Annotated in this window: 15 protein-coding genes and 3 pseudogenes; 12 read left to right on the top strand and 6 right to left on the bottom strand. The window is 60.0% G+C overall.

Going from position 1 to position 16,900, the window contains the following annotated elements; translation table 11 throughout:
- Nucleotide 1: 1 nt before the first annotated feature.
- Nucleotides 2–2,173 (bottom strand): TonB-dependent siderophore receptor, encoded by a 2,172-nt coding sequence (locus B5P46_RS02820; protein ID WP_129417363.1) that lies wholly within the window; start codon nucleotides 2,171–2,173, stop codon nucleotides 2–4.
- Nucleotides 2,174–2,595: 422 nt separating this feature from the next.
- On the opposite strand from B5P46_RS02820, the gene B5P46_RS02815 reads away from it, so the two are divergent.
- From B5P46_RS02815 to B5P46_RS02775, 9 genes are all read left to right on the top strand, one after another.
- On the top strand, nucleotides 2,596–3,882 hold the full coding sequence (locus B5P46_RS02815; RefSeq protein ID WP_129417362.1) for a GGDEF domain-containing protein: 1,287 nt from the start codon (nucleotides 2,596–2,598) through the stop codon (nucleotides 3,880–3,882).
- 141 nt (nucleotides 3,883–4,023) lie between these two features.
- Nucleotides 4,024–4,767: a FadR/GntR family transcriptional regulator gene (locus tag B5P46_RS02810; protein ID WP_129417361.1), complete on the top strand. Its 744-nt coding sequence runs from the start codon at nucleotides 4,024–4,026 to the stop codon at nucleotides 4,765–4,767.
- On the top strand, nucleotides 4,751–6,349 hold the full coding sequence (locus tag B5P46_RS02805) for an ABC transporter substrate-binding protein (protein ID WP_129417360.1): 1,599 nt from the start codon (nucleotides 4,751–4,753) through the stop codon (nucleotides 6,347–6,349). The genes B5P46_RS02810 and B5P46_RS02805 overlap by 17 nt, the downstream gene beginning before the upstream one ends.
- Nucleotides 6,350–6,407: 58 nt before the next feature.
- Nucleotides 6,408–7,367, top strand: a complete 960-nt coding sequence (locus tag B5P46_RS02800; protein ID WP_129417359.1) for an ABC transporter permease — start codon at nucleotides 6,408–6,410, stop codon at nucleotides 7,365–7,367.
- A gap of 2 nt (nucleotides 7,368–7,369) precedes the next feature.
- Nucleotides 7,370–8,248 carry an ABC transporter permease gene (locus B5P46_RS02795; protein ID WP_129417358.1) on the top strand — a complete coding sequence of 293 codons (879 nt, stop codon included), beginning with the start codon at nucleotides 7,370–7,372 and terminating at the stop codon, nucleotides 8,246–8,248.
- An 18-nt stretch (nucleotides 8,249–8,266) separates the two neighbouring features.
- Nucleotides 8,267–9,184 carry a dihydrodipicolinate synthase family protein gene (locus B5P46_RS02790; RefSeq protein ID WP_129417357.1) on the top strand — a complete coding sequence of 306 codons (918 nt, stop codon included), beginning with the start codon at nucleotides 8,267–8,269 and terminating at the stop codon, nucleotides 9,182–9,184.
- A gap of 8 nt (nucleotides 9,185–9,192) precedes the next feature.
- Entirely contained in the window at nucleotides 9,193–10,209 is a 1,017-nt protein-coding gene (locus B5P46_RS02785; RefSeq protein WP_129417356.1) for an ABC transporter ATP-binding protein, read from the top strand.
- A complete protein-coding gene (locus B5P46_RS02780; RefSeq protein WP_129417355.1) occupies nucleotides 10,210–11,163 on the top strand; it encodes an ABC transporter ATP-binding protein in 954 nt (317 codons plus the stop codon).
- A 25-nt stretch (nucleotides 11,164–11,188) separates the two neighbouring features.
- On the top strand, nucleotides 11,189–12,124 hold the full coding sequence (locus B5P46_RS02775) for a dihydrodipicolinate synthase family protein (protein ID WP_129417354.1): 936 nt from the start codon (nucleotides 11,189–11,191) through the stop codon (nucleotides 12,122–12,124).
- 259 nt (nucleotides 12,125–12,383) lie between these two features.
- Here B5P46_RS02775 and B5P46_RS02770 read toward each other — a convergent pair whose 3' ends face one another.
- The 3 genes and pseudogenes from B5P46_RS02770 to B5P46_RS02760 all read right to left on the bottom strand — a co-directional run.
- The gene (locus B5P46_RS02770; RefSeq protein WP_017957358.1) at nucleotides 12,384–12,809 is read right to left on the bottom strand and encodes a CBS domain-containing protein; all 426 of its coding nucleotides are present in this window, start codon (nucleotides 12,807–12,809) and stop codon (nucleotides 12,384–12,386) included.
- Between the two features lie 94 nt (nucleotides 12,810–12,903).
- Nucleotides 12,904–13,053, bottom strand: a pseudogene (locus B5P46_RS02765) (DUF2267 domain-containing protein); the annotation flags it as partial.
- 193 nt (nucleotides 13,054–13,246) lie between these two features.
- Nucleotides 13,247–13,435: pseudogene (locus B5P46_RS02760) on the bottom strand (AI-2E family transporter); the annotation flags it as partial.
- Between the two features lie 151 nt (nucleotides 13,436–13,586).
- On the opposite strand from B5P46_RS02760, the gene B5P46_RS02755 reads away from it, so the two are divergent.
- From B5P46_RS02755 to B5P46_RS02745, 3 genes are all read left to right on the top strand, one after another.
- A complete protein-coding gene (locus B5P46_RS02755; RefSeq protein ID WP_245456092.1) occupies nucleotides 13,587–14,597 on the top strand; it encodes an alpha/beta fold hydrolase in 1,011 nt (336 codons plus the stop codon).
- A gap of 103 nt (nucleotides 14,598–14,700) precedes the next feature.
- Nucleotides 14,701–15,375: a L,D-transpeptidase gene (locus tag B5P46_RS02750; RefSeq protein WP_129417529.1), complete on the top strand. Its 675-nt coding sequence runs from the start codon at nucleotides 14,701–14,703 to the stop codon at nucleotides 15,373–15,375.
- Nucleotides 15,376–15,389: 14 nt separating this feature from the next.
- Nucleotides 15,390–15,926: an OmpA family protein gene (locus B5P46_RS02745; protein WP_129417528.1), complete on the top strand. Its 537-nt coding sequence runs from the start codon at nucleotides 15,390–15,392 to the stop codon at nucleotides 15,924–15,926.
- Between the two features lie 181 nt (nucleotides 15,927–16,107).
- On the opposite strand, the gene B5P46_RS34260 is transcribed toward B5P46_RS02745, so the two are convergent.
- Nucleotides 16,108–16,248 (bottom strand): hypothetical protein, encoded by a 141-nt coding sequence (locus B5P46_RS34260; RefSeq protein ID WP_164986438.1) that lies wholly within the window; start codon nucleotides 16,246–16,248, stop codon nucleotides 16,108–16,110.
- A 13-nt stretch (nucleotides 16,249–16,261) separates the two neighbouring features.
- Nucleotides 16,262–16,728 (bottom strand): annotated as a pseudogene (locus B5P46_RS02740) (Hsp20 family protein).
- Nucleotides 16,729–16,900: the final 172 nt, after the last annotated feature.

Raw genomic sequence — 16,900 nt, 5'->3', positions numbered from 1 at the left:
ATCACCACCGATACTTCAGGGTGCCGGTCATGTTGCGGCCCTGGCCGAGATAGCAGAAGCCCTCTTCGCAAACTGTTTCGCGCTCATCGGCTATGTTGCGGATGTTGAAGGCGGCTGTCAGGCCCTCGTATTTCTTGTCGACAGCGCCGAAATCATAGGAGGCCGATGCATCGACGTAGAAAGTCGCAGGATTTTTCGAGGTGTTGGCGACATCCGTCCAGGTCTCACCGATGTAGCGGACGCCGGCGCCGACCGACAGGCCGTTGAAGGGGTTGCTTTCCTGGAAAGTGTAGTTCGCCCATAGGCTCGCAATATGGGTCGGGGTGATGGCCGGAGTATTTCCGACGTTGTTGCCCCCGGTCACTTCGGAGTCGTTGTAGGTATAGGCCGCAATAATATCGAGACCGTCGGCGATCGCCGCGCGGGCTTCAAGCTCGATACCCTTTCCGGTCACCTCTCCCTGAGAATCGTAGGCAAATGTCAACGGGTCGGCGAGCCTCGGTTTATTCTGCTCGACGATGTGATAGGCGACGGCCGACAGCAGGATATCCGAGCCGGGAGGCTGGTACTTCACGCCGACTTCGTATTGCTCGCCCTTCGTCGGCGGAAGAATTGTGTTGGTAGCCGATCGGTTGGTGACCGGATCGAAGGAGGTCGCGTAGGAAACGAATGGCGCGATGCCGTTGTCGAAGAGGTAAAGCGCGCCGGCCTGTACGGAGAAGGCGTTCTTGTCCACCTCCTCCGAGCTGACCGTGGGCAAGGTCGCATCTCGCGTCTGATTCACCCAGGTCTGCCGGCCGCCGAGGTTGAAGCGCCAATTTCCGACCTCGATTTGGTCCATGACGTAAATGCCGACCTGCCGCATGTCGGCATCGGAAGCCAAGACATTATAATCCGGCGTGGCGCCCGAGACTCCATAGGTCGGATTGGTGATATCGAAGTCGAATGCCGGATCGGCAGCTCCGGCGCCATAGCCAAAGCTCGACTGGAGATTCGTGTAGTCGAGCCCGAACAGCATCGTATGCGCAAGCGGGCCTGTGTCGAATTTCGCCTCCAGTTGATTGTCGACCTGGAAAACGTTCATGTCGTCCCGGATCGCATTCGTGCCACGATGCGCGACTGTCCCGGTCCAGCTGGTAACGCCGAGGTAGCGAGCCTCCAGATCGAGGTGCGAATAGCGCAGGTTCTGCCGGAAGGTCAGGCCGTTGTCGAATTCATGCTCGAACTGATAGCCGACCTGCTGCTGCTTGACCTTCTGGTAATCATAGTCGGGATCGCTCGCCCTGATATCGAGGATCCTGCCGTCCAAGGTCGTGATCGCGCCGACATTGGAGTCGGTCTCATCTGCCTGCGCCAAGCCGTAAACCGTGAAGGATGTGCCCTCGTCAGGCTTCCAGGTAAAGGACGGCGCTAGCAAATAGCGGTCGTCGGCAATATCGAAATTGGTGTCGCCGCGGCGGGCGACGCCGACGATGCGATAGAGAAAATCCTCGTTGTCTTCGCTGATCGGCCCGCCGAAATCGAACATCCCCTGCACCCGATCCTCGGTGCCGTAGCTAATGCCGACTTCGCGGATCGGCTCCTCGGTCGGAAGCTTCGATATCTTGTTGACGAGGCCGCCCGGCGAACCGGAACCGTAAAGAACGGAAACCGGTCCCTTTATCACTTCGACCCGCTGCAACTGATAGGGTTCGGTGCGGAACATGCCGTAATTGATATAGGGCTGGCGCAATCCGTCGCGATAGTCACCGACCGTCGTGGCGTTGTAGCCGCGAATGTAGACCTGGTCGAAACGCGGATCGAAGCCGCTCGTTCCTGTCGTCACGCCGGCCGAATAGCGCACAGCCTCGATGACCGTCTGCGCGCCGCGCTGCTCGATTTCCTTCTCCGTCGTCACCGAGATCGAACGCGGCGTCTCGACGAGCGGCGTGCTGATCTTGGTTGCGCCGGCGCTGTTTTTGGCTGTCACCGACGTCCGGTCGGTCTTGCTATCAGAGGCTGCACCTTGAATGACGATCGGTTCCAGCGCAGTCGCGTTGGCATCTGCGGAAGCGGTCTGGGCGAAGGCCGGCGGCACCGCAACGCCAATCAGGAGGATCGCTGTCGTGGCAAATAGCGTCTCTCTGTAAATTGTTGGTAGATTATTAGAAACATTCAAAAAAACACGCGCCATTGCCTGGTCCCTACGTCACGGATGCGGGCGGAACCTATGGAGCGAAATTGGCCTTGTCAACATAAGATGATTATTTTAGTCACCTTTTAATCGATAAAATTTCCGTGCCCACATTCTCGAAGGGGTTGCACGTAGCATCGGGGCCTCGTAACGTTCTGCGCCAGGTGAATTGCCCAACGCAGGCGGTTCTGTCCCGTCGAGGAAGGACCTAACTGCGGACCGAGACGACCGTCAACCTGCCGGTCTCGAACGGAATCGAACCGTGAATTCGGCCTATCACGAATGAGACTTTGGCCCGATATGACACGTTAACGACATACTGTCGTCCCCTGGTACAAAATCATTAGGGCAAGCATATCGTCTTTCGGGGCGGAATTCGCGGCTCGTCTTGCCTCCGGTCGTCTGCTCCCTAGATCCGACACATGGATACCGAGCGAACTACAGCTCCTATCAAATCGGTAAGGGCGTCTTCGCGGAAACCTCTCCAGAGGTTGAGCCCGGCCATTGTAGAGCAAGTCGAGCGCCTGCTCGGCGGACGCACGCGTGATATTCACTTCAATGGGGAACTGGCCCAGCTTTTTCGCGAACGCTCCTGGCCGCGGACCGCCAAGATCATCCGCGCATGGATGGTTTGGGTTATCGTGCTCGACGTCCTGACGTTAGGCCTCAATGCGATCTTGCTGCCGACCGAAACCGTGATGTCGATGCTTTGGCCAGCGTCTATCCTTCCCCCTGCGGCTCTTGTCGCCGCAATAGCCTTCCTGCGGCCGCATGCTTTGTGGGTTCAGGGAGTCTTCCTCCTTTCGGCTGTTTTTCTCATCCTCCTGTCGGTCGCCTTGGTGGGGGTTAACACTGGTGGCGAGTTTTACGAGCGGCATTTGACCATCATGCTTTTTGTGGCCGTCACTGCCATTATCATATTTCCGATTCCACTCGGTTGGGCGATGGCGATCGGTCCTGCTGCCCTCGGTATCTACCTTGTGTTTCAACTGCGCAATCCAGACATCGAAGCGGGAAGTGCTCTGGCCGGGACGCTGTTTTTCGCAAGCGGTGTGGCTGCAACCGTCGTTGCCCGACGCACCGCTACCATCTTCGCTCAGAAGACTTTCTTGCTTGAGTTGCGAGATCGAAGTCGCCTCGCGGAGCTTACCGACGCCAACTCGCAGCTGGAATTGCTGGCGCGGACCGACCCGTTGACGGGTGTCGCCAACCGGCGTTCGATGATGGAAACGCTAAATCATTTCTGGAATGAGGACCTGAAACGAACGAGCGGCGCGGCGATGCTGATGTGCGATGTCGACGACTTCAAGCATCTCAACGATAATCTCGGACATGCCGAAGGCGACCGCTGCCTGGTGAAAGTTGCCGGCATCATTCAGAGCAGCATGAGGGACGAGCGGGACCAGGTCGCCCGGTACGGGGGCGAAGAGTTTCTTGTCTTTCTCCCAGGCTCTGATGAACAAGAGGCCGGGGAGGTCGCTGAGAGAATTCGCAGCCGAGTAGAAGCGGCGTCTCTTCCAAATCCTAGCTCCCGTGTCGGTCCCTGGGTCACTGTCAGCATCGGACTAGCGATATTGATGCAAAACGGTGACCTCGTGTCAGCAGAGCACATGCAGCGCCAAGCGGATGCGGCCCTCTACCTTGCCAAAAAGACCGGCCGCAACCGCGTGGTGGTCCACTCTCCAGAGGTCGATCTAGCCTCCGACTAAAGCTGTTTGTCCCCAAACGACCGCCTCAAACGGCTGCAAGCCGGGTTCGGTGTCAGCTCTCCAATCTGACCAGTTGACAGATATCCTACAAGTCGATATCTAACATCCATCTTATCGGCGATGCGCGAAAGTGACCGGGGCATGACATTGAAATCGATGAAGCCGCTGACACGCGCCCCGCTGCTGCATGTCTCCGTGCAGGAAAGTCTGCGCGCCTATATCGACGAAAATGGCCTTGCGCCCGGAACCCTGCTTCCGGCTGAGGGAGAGCTCGCCACCCAGCTCGGCGTCAGCCGCAATTCGCTGAGGGAAGGCATCAAGGCGTTGGAATCGCTCGGCGTGCTGGAGACGCGGCGCGGCGTCGGCATCTTCGTGAAGGCTTTTTCCTTCGAGCCGCTTCTCGACAACCTCGCTTACGGCCTCGGCGGCGCCCTGCGGCAGATCGAGGAGGTCCTCGAAATCCGGCGTACGCTGGAAGTGGGATTGATCGGCAAAACGATCGACGTGATCGGCGAGGACGACATCGCCGAGCTGCACGCCACCGTCAATCGGATGCGCGCCCATGCCGAGCGGGGCGAAACCTTTGCGGAAGACGACCAGCTGTTCCATCGACTGCTGTTTCGCTGCCAGGACAATGAAACGCTCGTGCGGCTGATCGATGTCTTCTGGCTCGCCTTCTACAAGGCATCGGATTTCGTCAATCTTGAAAATGCCGATCCGATGGCGACGTGGCGCGACCATGCCGCGATCGTCGATGCGATCGAGGCAAAAGATCTGGAGGAGGCGCGCAGACGCCTGGATCGTCACTACGAGGGCATTGCCCGGGTGATTGCCAACAACAAGACAAGTTCAAACGTGGGAGGAACACATGAAAAGACTGTCTAAATTATCCATTATCGCGCTTGGCGCCCTGCTGTCGACGGCTGCCGTTCCGGCTCTTGTCGTTTCGGGCGTTGCAACTGAGGCTCAGGCAGCCACGCTGTCGGGCGGCTTCGATGTCGGCCCCGGAGGCTTCCAGGGCAACTTCAACCCGCTTGCCGCGACCGCCGGCTTCACCTGGCTCAGCGTCTACTACGAACCGCTGATCACCTATGACGAGAAGCTGCAGAAGGTCGTCGGCGCGCTGGCAAGCTCCTACGAGGTCAGCCCGGACCAGATGACCTACACGTTCAAGCTGGCAGACGCCAAATGGCATGACGGCAAACCGTTCACCGCCAAGGACGCGAAGTTCACCATGGGCCTTGCGATGGATTCGAAAACCGGCTCGGTGCTCGCTGCCCGGCTGAAGGGCATATCGTCGGTCGAGACGCCGGATGAGCACACTGTTGTCATCAAGCTCAGCACGCCGAGCAGCAGTTTTCCCGACACGATGACCAAGGTGATGATGCTGCCCGAGCATGCGCTCTCCGCGATTCCGGCCGACCAGCTCGCAAAGAACACGTGGTGGTCTACCACCCCGATCGGCACCGGCCCGTTCAAATTCACCAAATACGTCTCGGATCAATATGTCGAACTTGCCGCAAACACCGATTATCGCGGTGGCAAGCCCGCACTGGAACGCGTCATCAATCGCTATTTCGCCAACCCGGCCGCGGCGATCGCGGCGCTGAGATCCGGCGAGGTCCAGTTTACCTATGTCGATTCCAACGACGTGCCGACCTTCAAGGACAACAAGGACTTCCAGGTCATCGAAGGCAACTCTTTCGTCGTCAACTATCTCGGCTTCAACCACGATTCCCCGCTCTGGAAGGACGTGCGCGTCCGCCAGGCGGTGATGTACGCAATCAATCGCGATGCCATCATCCAGAGCCTCTATGGCGGTGCGGCCAAGCCTGCCAATTGCGCCTATGTCGCCGAACAGCTGATACCCCAGGGCATCGACAGCTATGCCTATGATCCCGAGAAGGCCAAGAAGTTGCTGACGGAAGCCGGCTGGGACCAGATCAATGGCGGCAAGCCGATCACGCTTCTGACCTATTACACCACGCCGCTGGCGACCAACGTGCTTGCCGCAGTGCAGGCGATGCTTGCCCAGGTCGGCATCAACGTCGTTCCGCGCGCCGTCGATGCCCCGACCTATAACAGCATCGTGCTCAATGCGACGCCGGATATTGCCCAGTTCCAGTTGGTCTATGCCGGGCTGCAGAACGGGCCGGATGCCGGAAGCATCAATGTCGGCCTCAACGAAAAGCAGATCCCTCCGGCCGGACCGAATGTCGCCAGGGTTCGCATGCCTGACCTCACCAAGGCGCTTGATAGTGCCTTGGCCGAGCCGGACAGCACCAAGCGGGATGCCGCCTACCAGGACGTCTGCAAGGTGATGAACACGAACCTGCCCTGGGCGACGCTCTGGGTGGCAAACCGCTACGGCGTCGTTTCGACCAAGGTGAAGGATTTCGTCTGGACGCCGGCGCCGGGCGGCGGCCCCTACCAGGCCAACCCGCAGAAATGGTCGATCGCCGAATAGGCGGTTTCCGGGAAAGCCTTGAGGGTGGCTTCGGCCACCCTGATAAGACGGATGAACCATGCTCCAATACAGTCTCAGACGCCTGGTCATAGGAATAGGCATGCTTGTCGCCCTGAGCATGCTGATCTTCCTGCTGCTGCGCCTGACGCCCGGCGATCCGATCGATGCCTATATCGATCCGAACCTGCCGATGTCGCCGTCAGACCTTGCCGATCTGCGCAGAAGCCTCGGGCTCGATCAGCCCTTGCCCGCGCAGTATCTGGGCTGGTTGCAGCAGGCGCTGACCGGCAATCTCGGCTATTCGATCAAGCGTCTCGATCAGCCGGTTCTGGGCCTGGTGCTGTCACGGATCGGCCCGACAGTACTCTTGATGGGCACCGCACTTGCCTTTGCCATCGTCGCGGGCATCACCTTCGGGGTGATCGGCGCCGTCCGACGCAATTCGCTTGCCGATCTCTCCTTATCGGTGGTTGCGCTTGCCGGCATTTCAAGCCCGGCCTTCCTCAGCGCGCTGATCGGCCTTTATATTTTCTCCGTCCGCCTGCACTGGATGCCATCAGGCGGCATGCTGACGCCGGGCGAGGAATTCTCGGTGGGCGATCTCCTCCACCATCTGATCCTGCCGGCGGCACTTCTGTCTGTCGCGCAAGCCGCATTGATCATGCGTTACATGCGCGCTTCGCTGCTCGAAGTGCTGAACCAGGATTACGTGCGCACTGCCCGTGCCAAGGGCGTTCGCGAGTTCTGGGTCATCACCAAGCATGCCTTGCGCAATGCGCTTCTGCCGATCGTCACGCTGATCGGCTCCACCATCGGGCTTGCAATCGGCGGCGCCATCTTCATCGAGAGCGTCTTCAACTGGCCGGGCATGGGTCTGTTGCTCGTCGATGCCGTGCAGACCCGCGACTACCCCGTCATCATGGGGGCGACGCTCGTCATCGGCACTTGCGTTATCGTCGTCAATCTTCTGACCGACATTACCTATGCGGTCGTCGACCCGCGCATCAAGGTGGGCTGATCATGCTGGCACGCTCTTCCGAACGCCGGAGCCCCGGACCACTTGCCCGCGCCTTCAGTCGGTTTCTGCTCAACCGCGCAGCCGTTGCCGGCGTCTGCATTGCCACGCCAATGCTGCTGTTGATCCTCTCCTATCCGCTATGGTGGGCTTTCCGGCCGAACGACATCGATCTTCTGGCGATGAATAGCGGCCCGACGGCAACGCACTGGTTCGGAGCCGACGGCGTTGGCCGCGACGTCTTCGCCCGCGTGCTCGAAGGTGGCCGGATTTCGCTGCTGGTCGCCGTCGCGTCGACCGCGCTTTCGGCGGTCATCGGTTTTCTTTTCGGGGCAATCTCGGCGCTTGCAGGACGCTGGACGGACGCCGTCTCGATGCGCTTCGTCGATCTGGTGATGACCCTGCCGCCCGTCATCTTCCTGCTTGTGCTCGCCTCGATTGCCGGTACCGGCATCTGGCCGACGGTGCTGGTCATCTCGCTGCTTTCCTGGCCGCTGCTTGCGCGCATGATCCGCTCGCGACTGCTGGAATTGCGTGAACGCGACTTCGTCCTGGCCGCCCGCGGCATGGGCGCCGGCATCGGACATCTGCTGTTTCGCCATGGTCTGCCGAACTCGATCGATATCCTCGTGGTCTATGCAACGCTGCAGATCGCCAATGCCATCCTGCTCGAGGCGGGCCTGTCCTTTCTCGGTCTTGGTATCGCCCCGCCGGCAGCAAGCTGGGGCAACATGCTGAACGCGGCCCGCTCAACCGCCGTGCTCGAACAATATCCGTGGCAATGGCTCTTCCCCGGCGCCGCGCTGATCCTTGCCGTTCTGGCGATCAACTTCATTGGCGATGGCCTCAGAGATGCCTTCGACCCGCGTGCCGAACTGAACTGACAATCGAAAGAAGCGAAAATGACCAAATTCAAAGGTGTCGTCCCCCCTGTCGTAACACCGCTCAATCCGGATCTCACCGTCGACTACCCATCCTATACACGCGTGCTCGAGCATCTGATCGATGCCGGCTGCCATGGCGTATTCGTGCTCGGCTCGACCAGCGAGGTGATCTTCCATGACGAAAAGACGCGGCGAGACATCATCGAACATTCGGCCAGAGTGGTGAATGGCCGCGTGCCGCTGATCGTCGGCGTCATTGACCCGACCACGGATCGCGTCATCACCCATGCGAAGGTCGCAAAGGCAGCCGGCGCCGATGCGGTTGTGGTGACGGCCCCATTCTATACGGTCACCAGCCAGTCCGAGATCCTCAACCACTTCCGTTATATCCGCGACGCGGTGGACGTACCGCTGATCGCCTACGACATTCCCGTCTGCGTTCACGTCAAGCTGCAGCGCCAGACCGTGGTCACGCTCGCCAGGGAAGGCGCCATTATCGGTCTCAAGGATTCCAGCGGCGACGACGGCAACTTCCGCTATGCGCTCCTCGATCTTGCCGAACACAAGGACGTCTTCCTGATGACCGGCTCCGAGATCGTCGTCGACACCGCCCTGCTGATGGGCGCCGACGGCGTCGTTCCCGGTATCGCCAATGTCGATCCGCACGGCTATGTCCGACTTTGGGATGCTGCCCAGCGCGGTGATTGGGTCGCCGCGAAGAAGGAACAGGAGCGTCTCTGCCGCCTCTTCGAAATCGTCTGGGTCGCGCAGGGCCGTGTCAGCGGCGGCGCAGCCGGCATCGGCGCCTTCAAGACGGCGATGCGCAGCCTCGGCATCATCGATTCCGCCGTCATGCCGCGGCCGCGTGCCTCTCTCAACGATGCCGAAACGGCGCGGATCGACGAGATCCTGCGTGCAACCGGCCTGCTGAACTGAGCAGGCTGATGGAACAAACCGCCGAACCCGTACTCGACATCAAGGGATTGCGAACGATCTTCCGCATCCGTGGCGGCGAGATCACGGCGGTCAACGATATCGACCTCAGCGTTGCCGCCGGCGAGACGCTTGCGCTGGTCGGCGAATCCGGCTCCGGCAAGTCGGTCACCAGCCTGTCGGTCATGCGGCTGCTCACCCGCAACATCGGCGTGATCGCCGCAGGCAGCATCCGCCTTGCGACGAGCGACGGCGTGGTCCGCGATCTCGTCTCCCTCGACGAGGAGAGCATGCGCAGGATCAGGGGCGATGACATCGGCATGATATTCCAGGAGCCGATGTCAAGCCTCAATCCCGTCTTCACCATCGGCGACCAGATTGGCGAGCCGATCCGCATCCATCGCGGTGCCGATCGCAAGGCGGCGATGAACGCAGTCGTCGCGTTGCTTGAAAGCGTCGGCATACCGGACGCTCGACGCCGTGCCGGCCAATATCCGCACGAACTCTCGGGCGGCATGCGGCAGCGCGCCACGATCGCCATGGCGCTCGCCTGCGATCCGGCGCTGCTGATCGCCGACGAGCCGACAACGGCGCTCGACGTGACGATCCAGGCGCAGATTCTCGACCTGCTCCTTAAACTGCAGCGCGAACGCGGCATGGCCATGCTCTTTGTCACCCACAATCTCGGCGTCGTCGCCGAAATCGCCCATCGCGTCGCGGTGATGTATGCCGGCCGGATCGTCGAAGAAGGACCGGTCGGCGAGGTTTTCCGCAATCCCAAGCATCCCTACACGATGGGCCTTCTCGCCTCCATGCCGCGCCTTGGCGATGCGGCGCGGATGAAGCTGGCCGGTGAAAAGCTTGCGGCCATTCCCGGCATGGTCCCGAGCCTGATGAACATGCCGAGCGGCTGCGCCTTTTCCCCGCGCTGCAAATTCGCGATCGATGCCTGTCGCGCTGCCGTTCCCGCGCTCGAACAGGTCAATCCGCAGCATCGCAGCCGCTGCATCAGATGGCAGGAGATCTAGATGAGCGCACCGCTGCTCTCCGTCCGCGACCTTTCGAAACATTATACCTCCCGCGGCACGCGGCTGAACATTCTCCAGGGTATCTCCTTCGATATCGGCAAGGGTGAAGTCGTCGGGCTTGTCGGCGAATCCGGCAGCGGAAAGACCACGATCGGGCGTTCCGTCCTTCGCCTCGTCGAGCCGTCGTCAGGCAGCGTCCGTTTCGACGGGACGGAACTCACGGCACTTTCCGCTTCCGCGCTCAGACGGCAACGGCCGCGCATGCAGTATATTTTCCAGGACCCCTTCGCCAGCCTGTCGCCGCGCATGACCATCGGCGAGATCCTGACGGAAGGCTTGCAGATCCAGGGGATCGGCACCGCCCGCGACAGGCTCGAGCGGGCGCGGTCGGCCTTGGCGGAGGTCGATCTGCCCGCCGACGCAATCAATCGATACGCGCATGAATTTTCCGGTGGCCAGCGCCAGCGCATCGGGATTGCCCGGGCGTTGACCTTGTCGCCCGAATTCATCGTGGCCGACGAGCCGGTCTCGGCGCTCGACGTGTCGATCCAGGCGCAGGTGATCAACCTGCTGCGCGACCTGCAGCAGCGGCTTGGCTTGACCATGCTGTTCATCTCGCATGACCTTGCCGTCGTCGAATATATTTGCGACCGGGTGATCGTGCTCTATCTCGGCCGCATCATGGAAATCGCGCCGAGTGCCGATCTCTATGCGAGACCGCAGCATCCCTATACGCGCGCGCTGCTCTCAGCGATTCCGTCGCCCGATCCGGACGCCCGCCGTGCCAGGCAGATCCTGAAGGGCGATATTCCAAGTCCGGCCAATCCGCCGAGCGGATGTGTTTTTCGCACGCGCTGTCCGAGCGCGCTCGAGGCCTGCGCCGACGCTGTTCCGCAATTGCGGGAAATCGCGCCGGGCCACTTCAAGGCCTGCATTCGCGACGACCTCAACTGATCCGTCATCCACCGGAGAAAAACAGATGAATGGGAAGACGCCGCGTCCCGCCATCGGCGGAAATTGGGCGAGCCTGCTTTTGCCGATCGCGGCCGATGACAGCATTGAATTCGACAAGCTCGGCGAAGAGATCGACATCCTCATCGATGCCGGCGTCGATGGTATTTACTCAAATGGCACCGCCGGCGAATTCCACAATCAGACGGAGGCGGAGTTCGACAGAATCCAGGCAATGCTGGCCGAGCGCTGCAAGGCATCTTCAACGCCATTCGTCATCGGCGCCTGCCAGCCCGACCCGCTGATCATGCTCAATCGCGTCCGCCGCGCCGCCGCGCTCGATCCCCGCGCCATTCAGCTCATATTGCCGGACTGGTGGCCGCTCACCGATGCCGAAGCGGTCGACTTCCTGACACGCACGGCCGAGGCTGCCGACGGCATTCCGCTCATCCTCTACAATCCGCCGCATGCAAAACGCGTGCTGGCGCCAAGGGAGCTCGGCATGGTCTGCGCGGCAGTGCCTGAGGTGATCGGCATCAAGCTCGCCGATGGCGACGCCTCCTGGTATGTCGAGGCACGCCGGCATCTGTCCGGGCTTTCGCTCTTCGTCCCCGGCCATCATCTCGCAACCGGCACCAAGGAAGGTGTGGCAGCAGGCTCCTTTTCCAATGTGGCCTGCCTTAGTCCGCGTGGTGCTCAGGCCTGGACGGTCTCGATGCGAAACGATGTCGACGCCGCACTCGATCTGGAGCGACGCATCTGCACATTTGTGGACGCGCATATCGTCCCGTTTCGCCAGGAATTTGGCTATTCGAACGCCGCCCTCGACAAACTTTTAAGTGCGATCGGCAATTGGGGACCCGTGGGCACCCGTTTGCGCTTTCCCTATCGCTCGATAGAGATGGCAGAAGCGGTCAGGTTGCGACGCATCGCACGCTCCGAACTCCCCGATCTTTTCCCCTGAGTTTGCTGAGAGCAATTTCGGAAAAACTGCGAAGCGGTGTTTCGTCCATAATTGCGTAAAAACGAAAGGTTAGATCGTCTGCGCCGGGCTTGGCACGAAATCAACGTCGTTTCCTGGCCAGAAGCGAATGTTATCCGGAGGTGGAAATCAAAATCGGTTAGAGCGGCGCGCATCCGATGCTGCCCCTTGCTGCTGTTAGAGCATGGCGCCGGAGGCACCATGCTCTAACTGTTTAATTCAGGCCTAAAATCATCCCGCTCTAATGTGCATGAGCGCCACCCGGTCGGGACACTTTTTTCAACCCGGCTCCCGCTGCAGCGGTGTCCGCCAGGGACGCATCGCCGAGCGAGATGACGCCAGTAAGGCGTTTGTCACGATTGACGACGGGAAGGCGGCGGACCTGGACCTGCCCCATATTGCGGGTCACGTCGTCGACATCTTCGTCTTCGAAGCAATATTTGACATCGCGCGACATGACTTCGCGCACCTTTGCATCGCCCCCGAGTCCGTCGGCAAGCCCGCGCACGACGAGATCGCGGTCCGTGATGGTTCCGACGAGCCGGTCGTTGTCGCCGACCGGCAGGAAGCCGATCTGCCTGTCGGCCATGCATCTCGCGATCTCGGCTATCGTCTGATTAGGGTTAGCGATTTCTACATCGCGCGACATGATCTCTGACACTTTCATGGTCTTTCCTCCTGCCTTTTGCGGTTAGTGGGCGTCGAATGTTCCGGTGAGAGTCGTTTCAGAAACGGTGTGGTTGCGGCTCCTGCTGCGCAGCCGGCAGACGATATCTCAGCGTATGAAGAACCGCGCCGAGCACATGCCAGACGAGCTGCCGATCAGGTCCCTGCTCGGCCATCAGATCGTCGTACCGCATATTTGTGGTTTGCAGCGTCTTATCGAAGACGGCGACACCCCAAGCGCTCATGGCTCCACCCCCATGATGATGGTTCGAATCTATCAAACCAGTCAGGGAGACGAAAGTTCCGGAAGCCATCGTTAAATGCTCCGGCCGCATCGTCAGGAATCCGACGTGCCCTCCTCCTCCACGAATATTCCCCAAGCGGCGATGAAGAGAGCGGCTATCAGCGGCCCGATCACGAAACCATTGATGCCTAGTAGAGAGACAGCGCTGCAGCAAGGTTTCCCCGCCCACCCAGCCGAGCCTCGATACGGGCGTGAAGCGGGAAGAAGATGATAGCGAGGACAACTGCCCAGAATATCGCCAAATAGAACGGTAGCACGACGGCGACGAACGCAATGGTCACGAGGACCAGAAGCACATAGAAACTGACACGCTGAAGGAGCATTCGATCTTTCCGCTTCGAGACCGCGATGATGGTAGCACAGATAAGGCGGCAACGCTGGGCCTCCCTTCCATCCTACTCTGACGGCTCATTGCCGTAGGCGCCGTTCCGCAACCGGCCGGAACTTCTTCTTCCGATTTCAGTTATGCGGTTCATGTTAGTGAAGCCACTCCAGCCGACGCTCGGAACAACAATTCACGTTGAAGATCAGGATGTTCACATCCTCGACGGTGGCAACTCACATGGCATTCCAGTCGTCCTCCTGCATGGCTGCGGCAGCCTTGCGCAGGAAATTTTGCTTCCCTTCGACAACAGCGATTTCCGGATCATTGCACCCGACCGGCCTGGCTATGGACTGAGCACGCCGCTTGCACCGGCTGAGCGTGGACCTGAGGGACAGTCCTTCTGGCTTGAACGCCTTCTCGCGTCTCTTGACCTGCCGAAGGTGAGGATCGTGGCGCACTCGATCGGCAGCGCAGCGGCGTTACACCTTGCTGCAAGAAGACCAGACCTCGTCAGCGGACTTTTTCTCATTTCCCCATGTTGCGCGCCTGTGCCATCGAAGCCATTGATTGTGCTTAGATCGGCGGTCGCTCCGGTGGTCGGGCCGTTGATCCGCCAGCACGTCATCGGCCGTTGGCCAGCATTCTTTCTTGATCGAGGTCTGAGGTCGTCCTCTTTTCCCAATCCCCTGCCTTCTCATCTCTCGGGCCTGCCGGCCTCACACGTGGTCAATCCCATTACCATCCGCACGATGGCCGACGAGTTGCGCGCCTTCAACCGAGACATGGAGGGCCTTCCAGATCTGCGTGGCGATCTTCCCCTGCACGTTCTCTTCGGGATGGCGGATCGCGTGATTTCACCGAACTGGCATATTGATTGGCTTTGCAGGAAGCATCCGGGGCCGATCGTCAGATTGCTGGAAGGTGTCGGGCATTTGCCCCATCATGTGGTCCCTGGCGTGGTGCGAGAGATGCTTTGTGATCTTGTGGAGGCATTCGCACAAGAAACGGAACTGCCGCGTGTGAAGAGCATCGACTCGCAGGCGGTTGCGGAAAGAGTACATGCCGATCTTCAGAGGAGACGAATGCCCGGCCCTTTAACTCGAAGCGCCGCGGTATTCCAGAGTAACGATGGGGCAATACCAGACACAGGAGGCCCGTGACCCGATCTCCGCCTTTAGGGAGGAGATGATTTTTCTGTTGTGGCAAATGAAAAATCTGATTTACTGACGCTTCGCTGCTTGGCTTTAAGGGGGGATATTGCCGATGCCGTGGACTCGCAGAAATATTGTGCTGGGTGGATTGGCGTTACTTGGTGCCGGTGCAGTCCGGAAACCGGCATTTGCCGCGGCGTCTTCCTATTTTGACGGCACTACCGTCGACAACGGCGTGACGTTCCGAAGGACCAACTTCACCAAGATCGACAAGAAGTGGCACCGCCAGGTTGTCAAATATTTCAGCAGCGAGCCGATCGGCACCGTCGTCGTCGATACGAGGCACCACTTTCTCTACGTGATCATGGAGAACAAGACGGCCATCCGCTACGGCGTCGGCGTCGGTCGCGAGGGCTTCAAATGGTTTGGCCGCGCGACGATCGACAGCAAATCACTTTGGCCGCGCTGGACGCCGCCGCCGGAGATGCGCAAGCGCCATCCGGAACTGCCCGAATTCGTGGCGGGAGGCTCACCGAAAAATCCACTCGGTCCCCGCGCCATGTACCTGCATCGCGACGGCGTCGACACCGGCTATCGCTTCCACGGCACGCTGGAGCCTTGGAGCATCGGCAAGGATGCCTCCAGCGGCTGTATCCGCATGTTTAACGAAGACGCCATTGATCTTTACCAGCGTTGCCCCATCGGCACTGCGGTGCAGGTTCTGCCGCATATTGCAGACCAGGCTGAAAGCGCCACTCAAGTCAGCCAGACAACACCGGCCGAATAAGGAATATCACCTTGATCTCTATTGCGACCGGATTTACCAGGCGCCTTCTCGCCGCGACAATGCTCTTGGCGCTTGCCGCCTGCTCCACCACCGAACTCGCCTCGCTGGAAGAACCTGCGGCGGTGCCAATGACCGGCCAGACGAACGATCCGGCGCCTGGTTTCGAAAACGTCGCGGCTGGCAGCGAGGAAGATTTTATCCTGAATGTCGGCCGACGGATCTATTTTACGCAGGACTCTGCCAAGCTCGATTCCGTCGCCATGGCGACGTTGGATAAACAAGCCAGCTGGCTCAACAACAACCCGACCTGGATGCTCAAGCTGCAAGGATTCGCCGACGATTCAGGGTCCGCGTCCAACATGGAGACGCTGTCGCAGAAGCGTGCCGACGCGGCAATGGCTTATCTTATCTCAAAGGGCGTGGATGCAAAGCGGATGTGGGCCAAGGGTTACGGGAACGAGCGCGAAGTCCGCGATTGCAAGGAGCGCTCCTGCAAAGTGCAGAACCGGCGCGTCGTCTCTAATCTTCGCACGCAGCCCGACGCCGCCTGATCTCGTGGCAACGCGCGTTATAGGAAGGCTGAAGAGAAATGATGCGACGTAGTTTGCGCCGGGACGATGTCGCGCGACAGACTAGGGGGCGTCACTATTGCTGGCGTGAGGTGGAAGCCAGCGTGCGACCCGACGCACAAAGGGCCGGCACCTTGGCCGGCCCTCCTGGCATCTAGCCGTTTCAGGATCGCGCTGCCGGAACTTCGGTTCCGGAGTGGAGTTTTTCCAGCAGCTTCGCGATCGCACGCTTTCCTCCGTCTTTCGCGTTGCCGCCGCGGCGTTTCCTGATTTCGACGGTAAACGGCTTTTTCTGGGACTTCATCGAGAAGCGCTCCTTAAGCCACCTGGCGCTCGGCTTCGATCTGAAGAGGCGCCTGCTGAAAGGAGCCATCTCCGATTGCGATTTTGCGCGGCTTCATGGCTTCCGGCACCTCACGCTTCAGCGCGATCGAGAGAATACCGTCAGCGACGCATTCTCGACCCTGACGTGGTCCGCGAGTTCGAAGCGACGTTCGAACGCGCGCCCGGCTATGCCGCGATGCAGATATTCGCCATCCTTCCCTTCGGTCTTCTGGCCTTTCACCACGAGCACGTTCCGCTCCTGGGTGATCTCGAGATCGCCCTCGGCGAAACCGGCGACTGCCATCTGAATGCGATAGTCGTCTTCGCTCGTCTTGACGATGTCATAGGGTGGCCACGTCTCGATCGCCTGTAGCCGCTGCGCATTGTTCAGGAGATTGAAGACGCGGTCGAAGCCGATGCTGGACCGGTAAAGGGGTGCGAAGTCAAGTTCGTTTCTCATAGCCATATCCTCCGTAAAGCAACATGGAATGGAGACGCGTCGAAAACACGTCCCCGGTCTGGTCGACCCGCCTTTGCGCTGCCGACGAAAATGATCTGGTTTCGAGCGTTTTTCGATTCAAGAGGACATCTAAAAAATTTTTGGTCGACGCTTCAGGCAGACCGCAAGCCCC

The organism is Rhizobium leguminosarum, from assembly GCF_004123835.1.
In the GTDB taxonomy this organism is placed as follows: Bacteria; Pseudomonadota; Alphaproteobacteria; order Rhizobiales; family Rhizobiaceae; genus Rhizobium; species Rhizobium leguminosarum_M.
This window is presented reverse-complemented; position numbering and strand designations above follow the sequence as displayed.

Bases quoted from the DNA above. Each gene is read 5' to 3' on its own strand.
- B5P46_RS02795 (WP_129417358.1), top strand. From the start codon at position 7,370: ATGCTGGCACGCTCTTCCGAACGCCGGAGCCCCGGACCACTTGCCCGC.
- B5P46_RS34260 (WP_164986438.1), bottom strand. From the start codon at position 16,248: ATGAAGTCCCAGAAAAAGCCGTTTACCGTCGAAATCAGGAAACGCCGC.
- B5P46_RS02770 (WP_017957358.1), bottom strand. From the start codon at position 12,809: ATGAAAGTGTCAGAGATCATGTCGCGCGATGTAGAAATCGCTAACCCT.
- B5P46_RS02755 (WP_245456092.1), top strand. From the start codon at position 13,587: ATGTTAGTGAAGCCACTCCAGCCGACGCTCGGAACAACAATTCACGTT.
- B5P46_RS02805 (WP_129417360.1), top strand. From the start codon at position 4,751: ATGAAAAGACTGTCTAAATTATCCATTATCGCGCTTGGCGCCCTGCTG.
- B5P46_RS02790 (WP_129417357.1), top strand. From the start codon at position 8,267: ATGACCAAATTCAAAGGTGTCGTCCCCCCTGTCGTAACACCGCTCAAT.
- B5P46_RS02800 (WP_129417359.1), top strand. From the start codon at position 6,408: ATGCTCCAATACAGTCTCAGACGCCTGGTCATAGGAATAGGCATGCTT.
- B5P46_RS02750 (WP_129417529.1), top strand. From the start codon at position 14,701: ATGCCGTGGACTCGCAGAAATATTGTGCTGGGTGGATTGGCGTTACTT.
- B5P46_RS02810 (WP_129417361.1), top strand. From the start codon at position 4,024: ATGACATTGAAATCGATGAAGCCGCTGACACGCGCCCCGCTGCTGCAT.
- B5P46_RS02820 (WP_129417363.1), bottom strand. From the start codon at position 2,173: ATGGCGCGTGTTTTTTTGAATGTTTCTAATAATCTACCAACAATTTAC.
- B5P46_RS02780 (WP_129417355.1), top strand. From the start codon at position 10,210: ATGAGCGCACCGCTGCTCTCCGTCCGCGACCTTTCGAAACATTATACC.
- B5P46_RS02785 (WP_129417356.1), top strand. From the start codon at position 9,193: ATGGAACAAACCGCCGAACCCGTACTCGACATCAAGGGATTGCGAACG.
- B5P46_RS02815 (WP_129417362.1), top strand. From the start codon at position 2,596: ATGGATACCGAGCGAACTACAGCTCCTATCAAATCGGTAAGGGCGTCT.
- B5P46_RS02775 (WP_129417354.1), top strand. From the start codon at position 11,189: ATGAATGGGAAGACGCCGCGTCCCGCCATCGGCGGAAATTGGGCGAGC.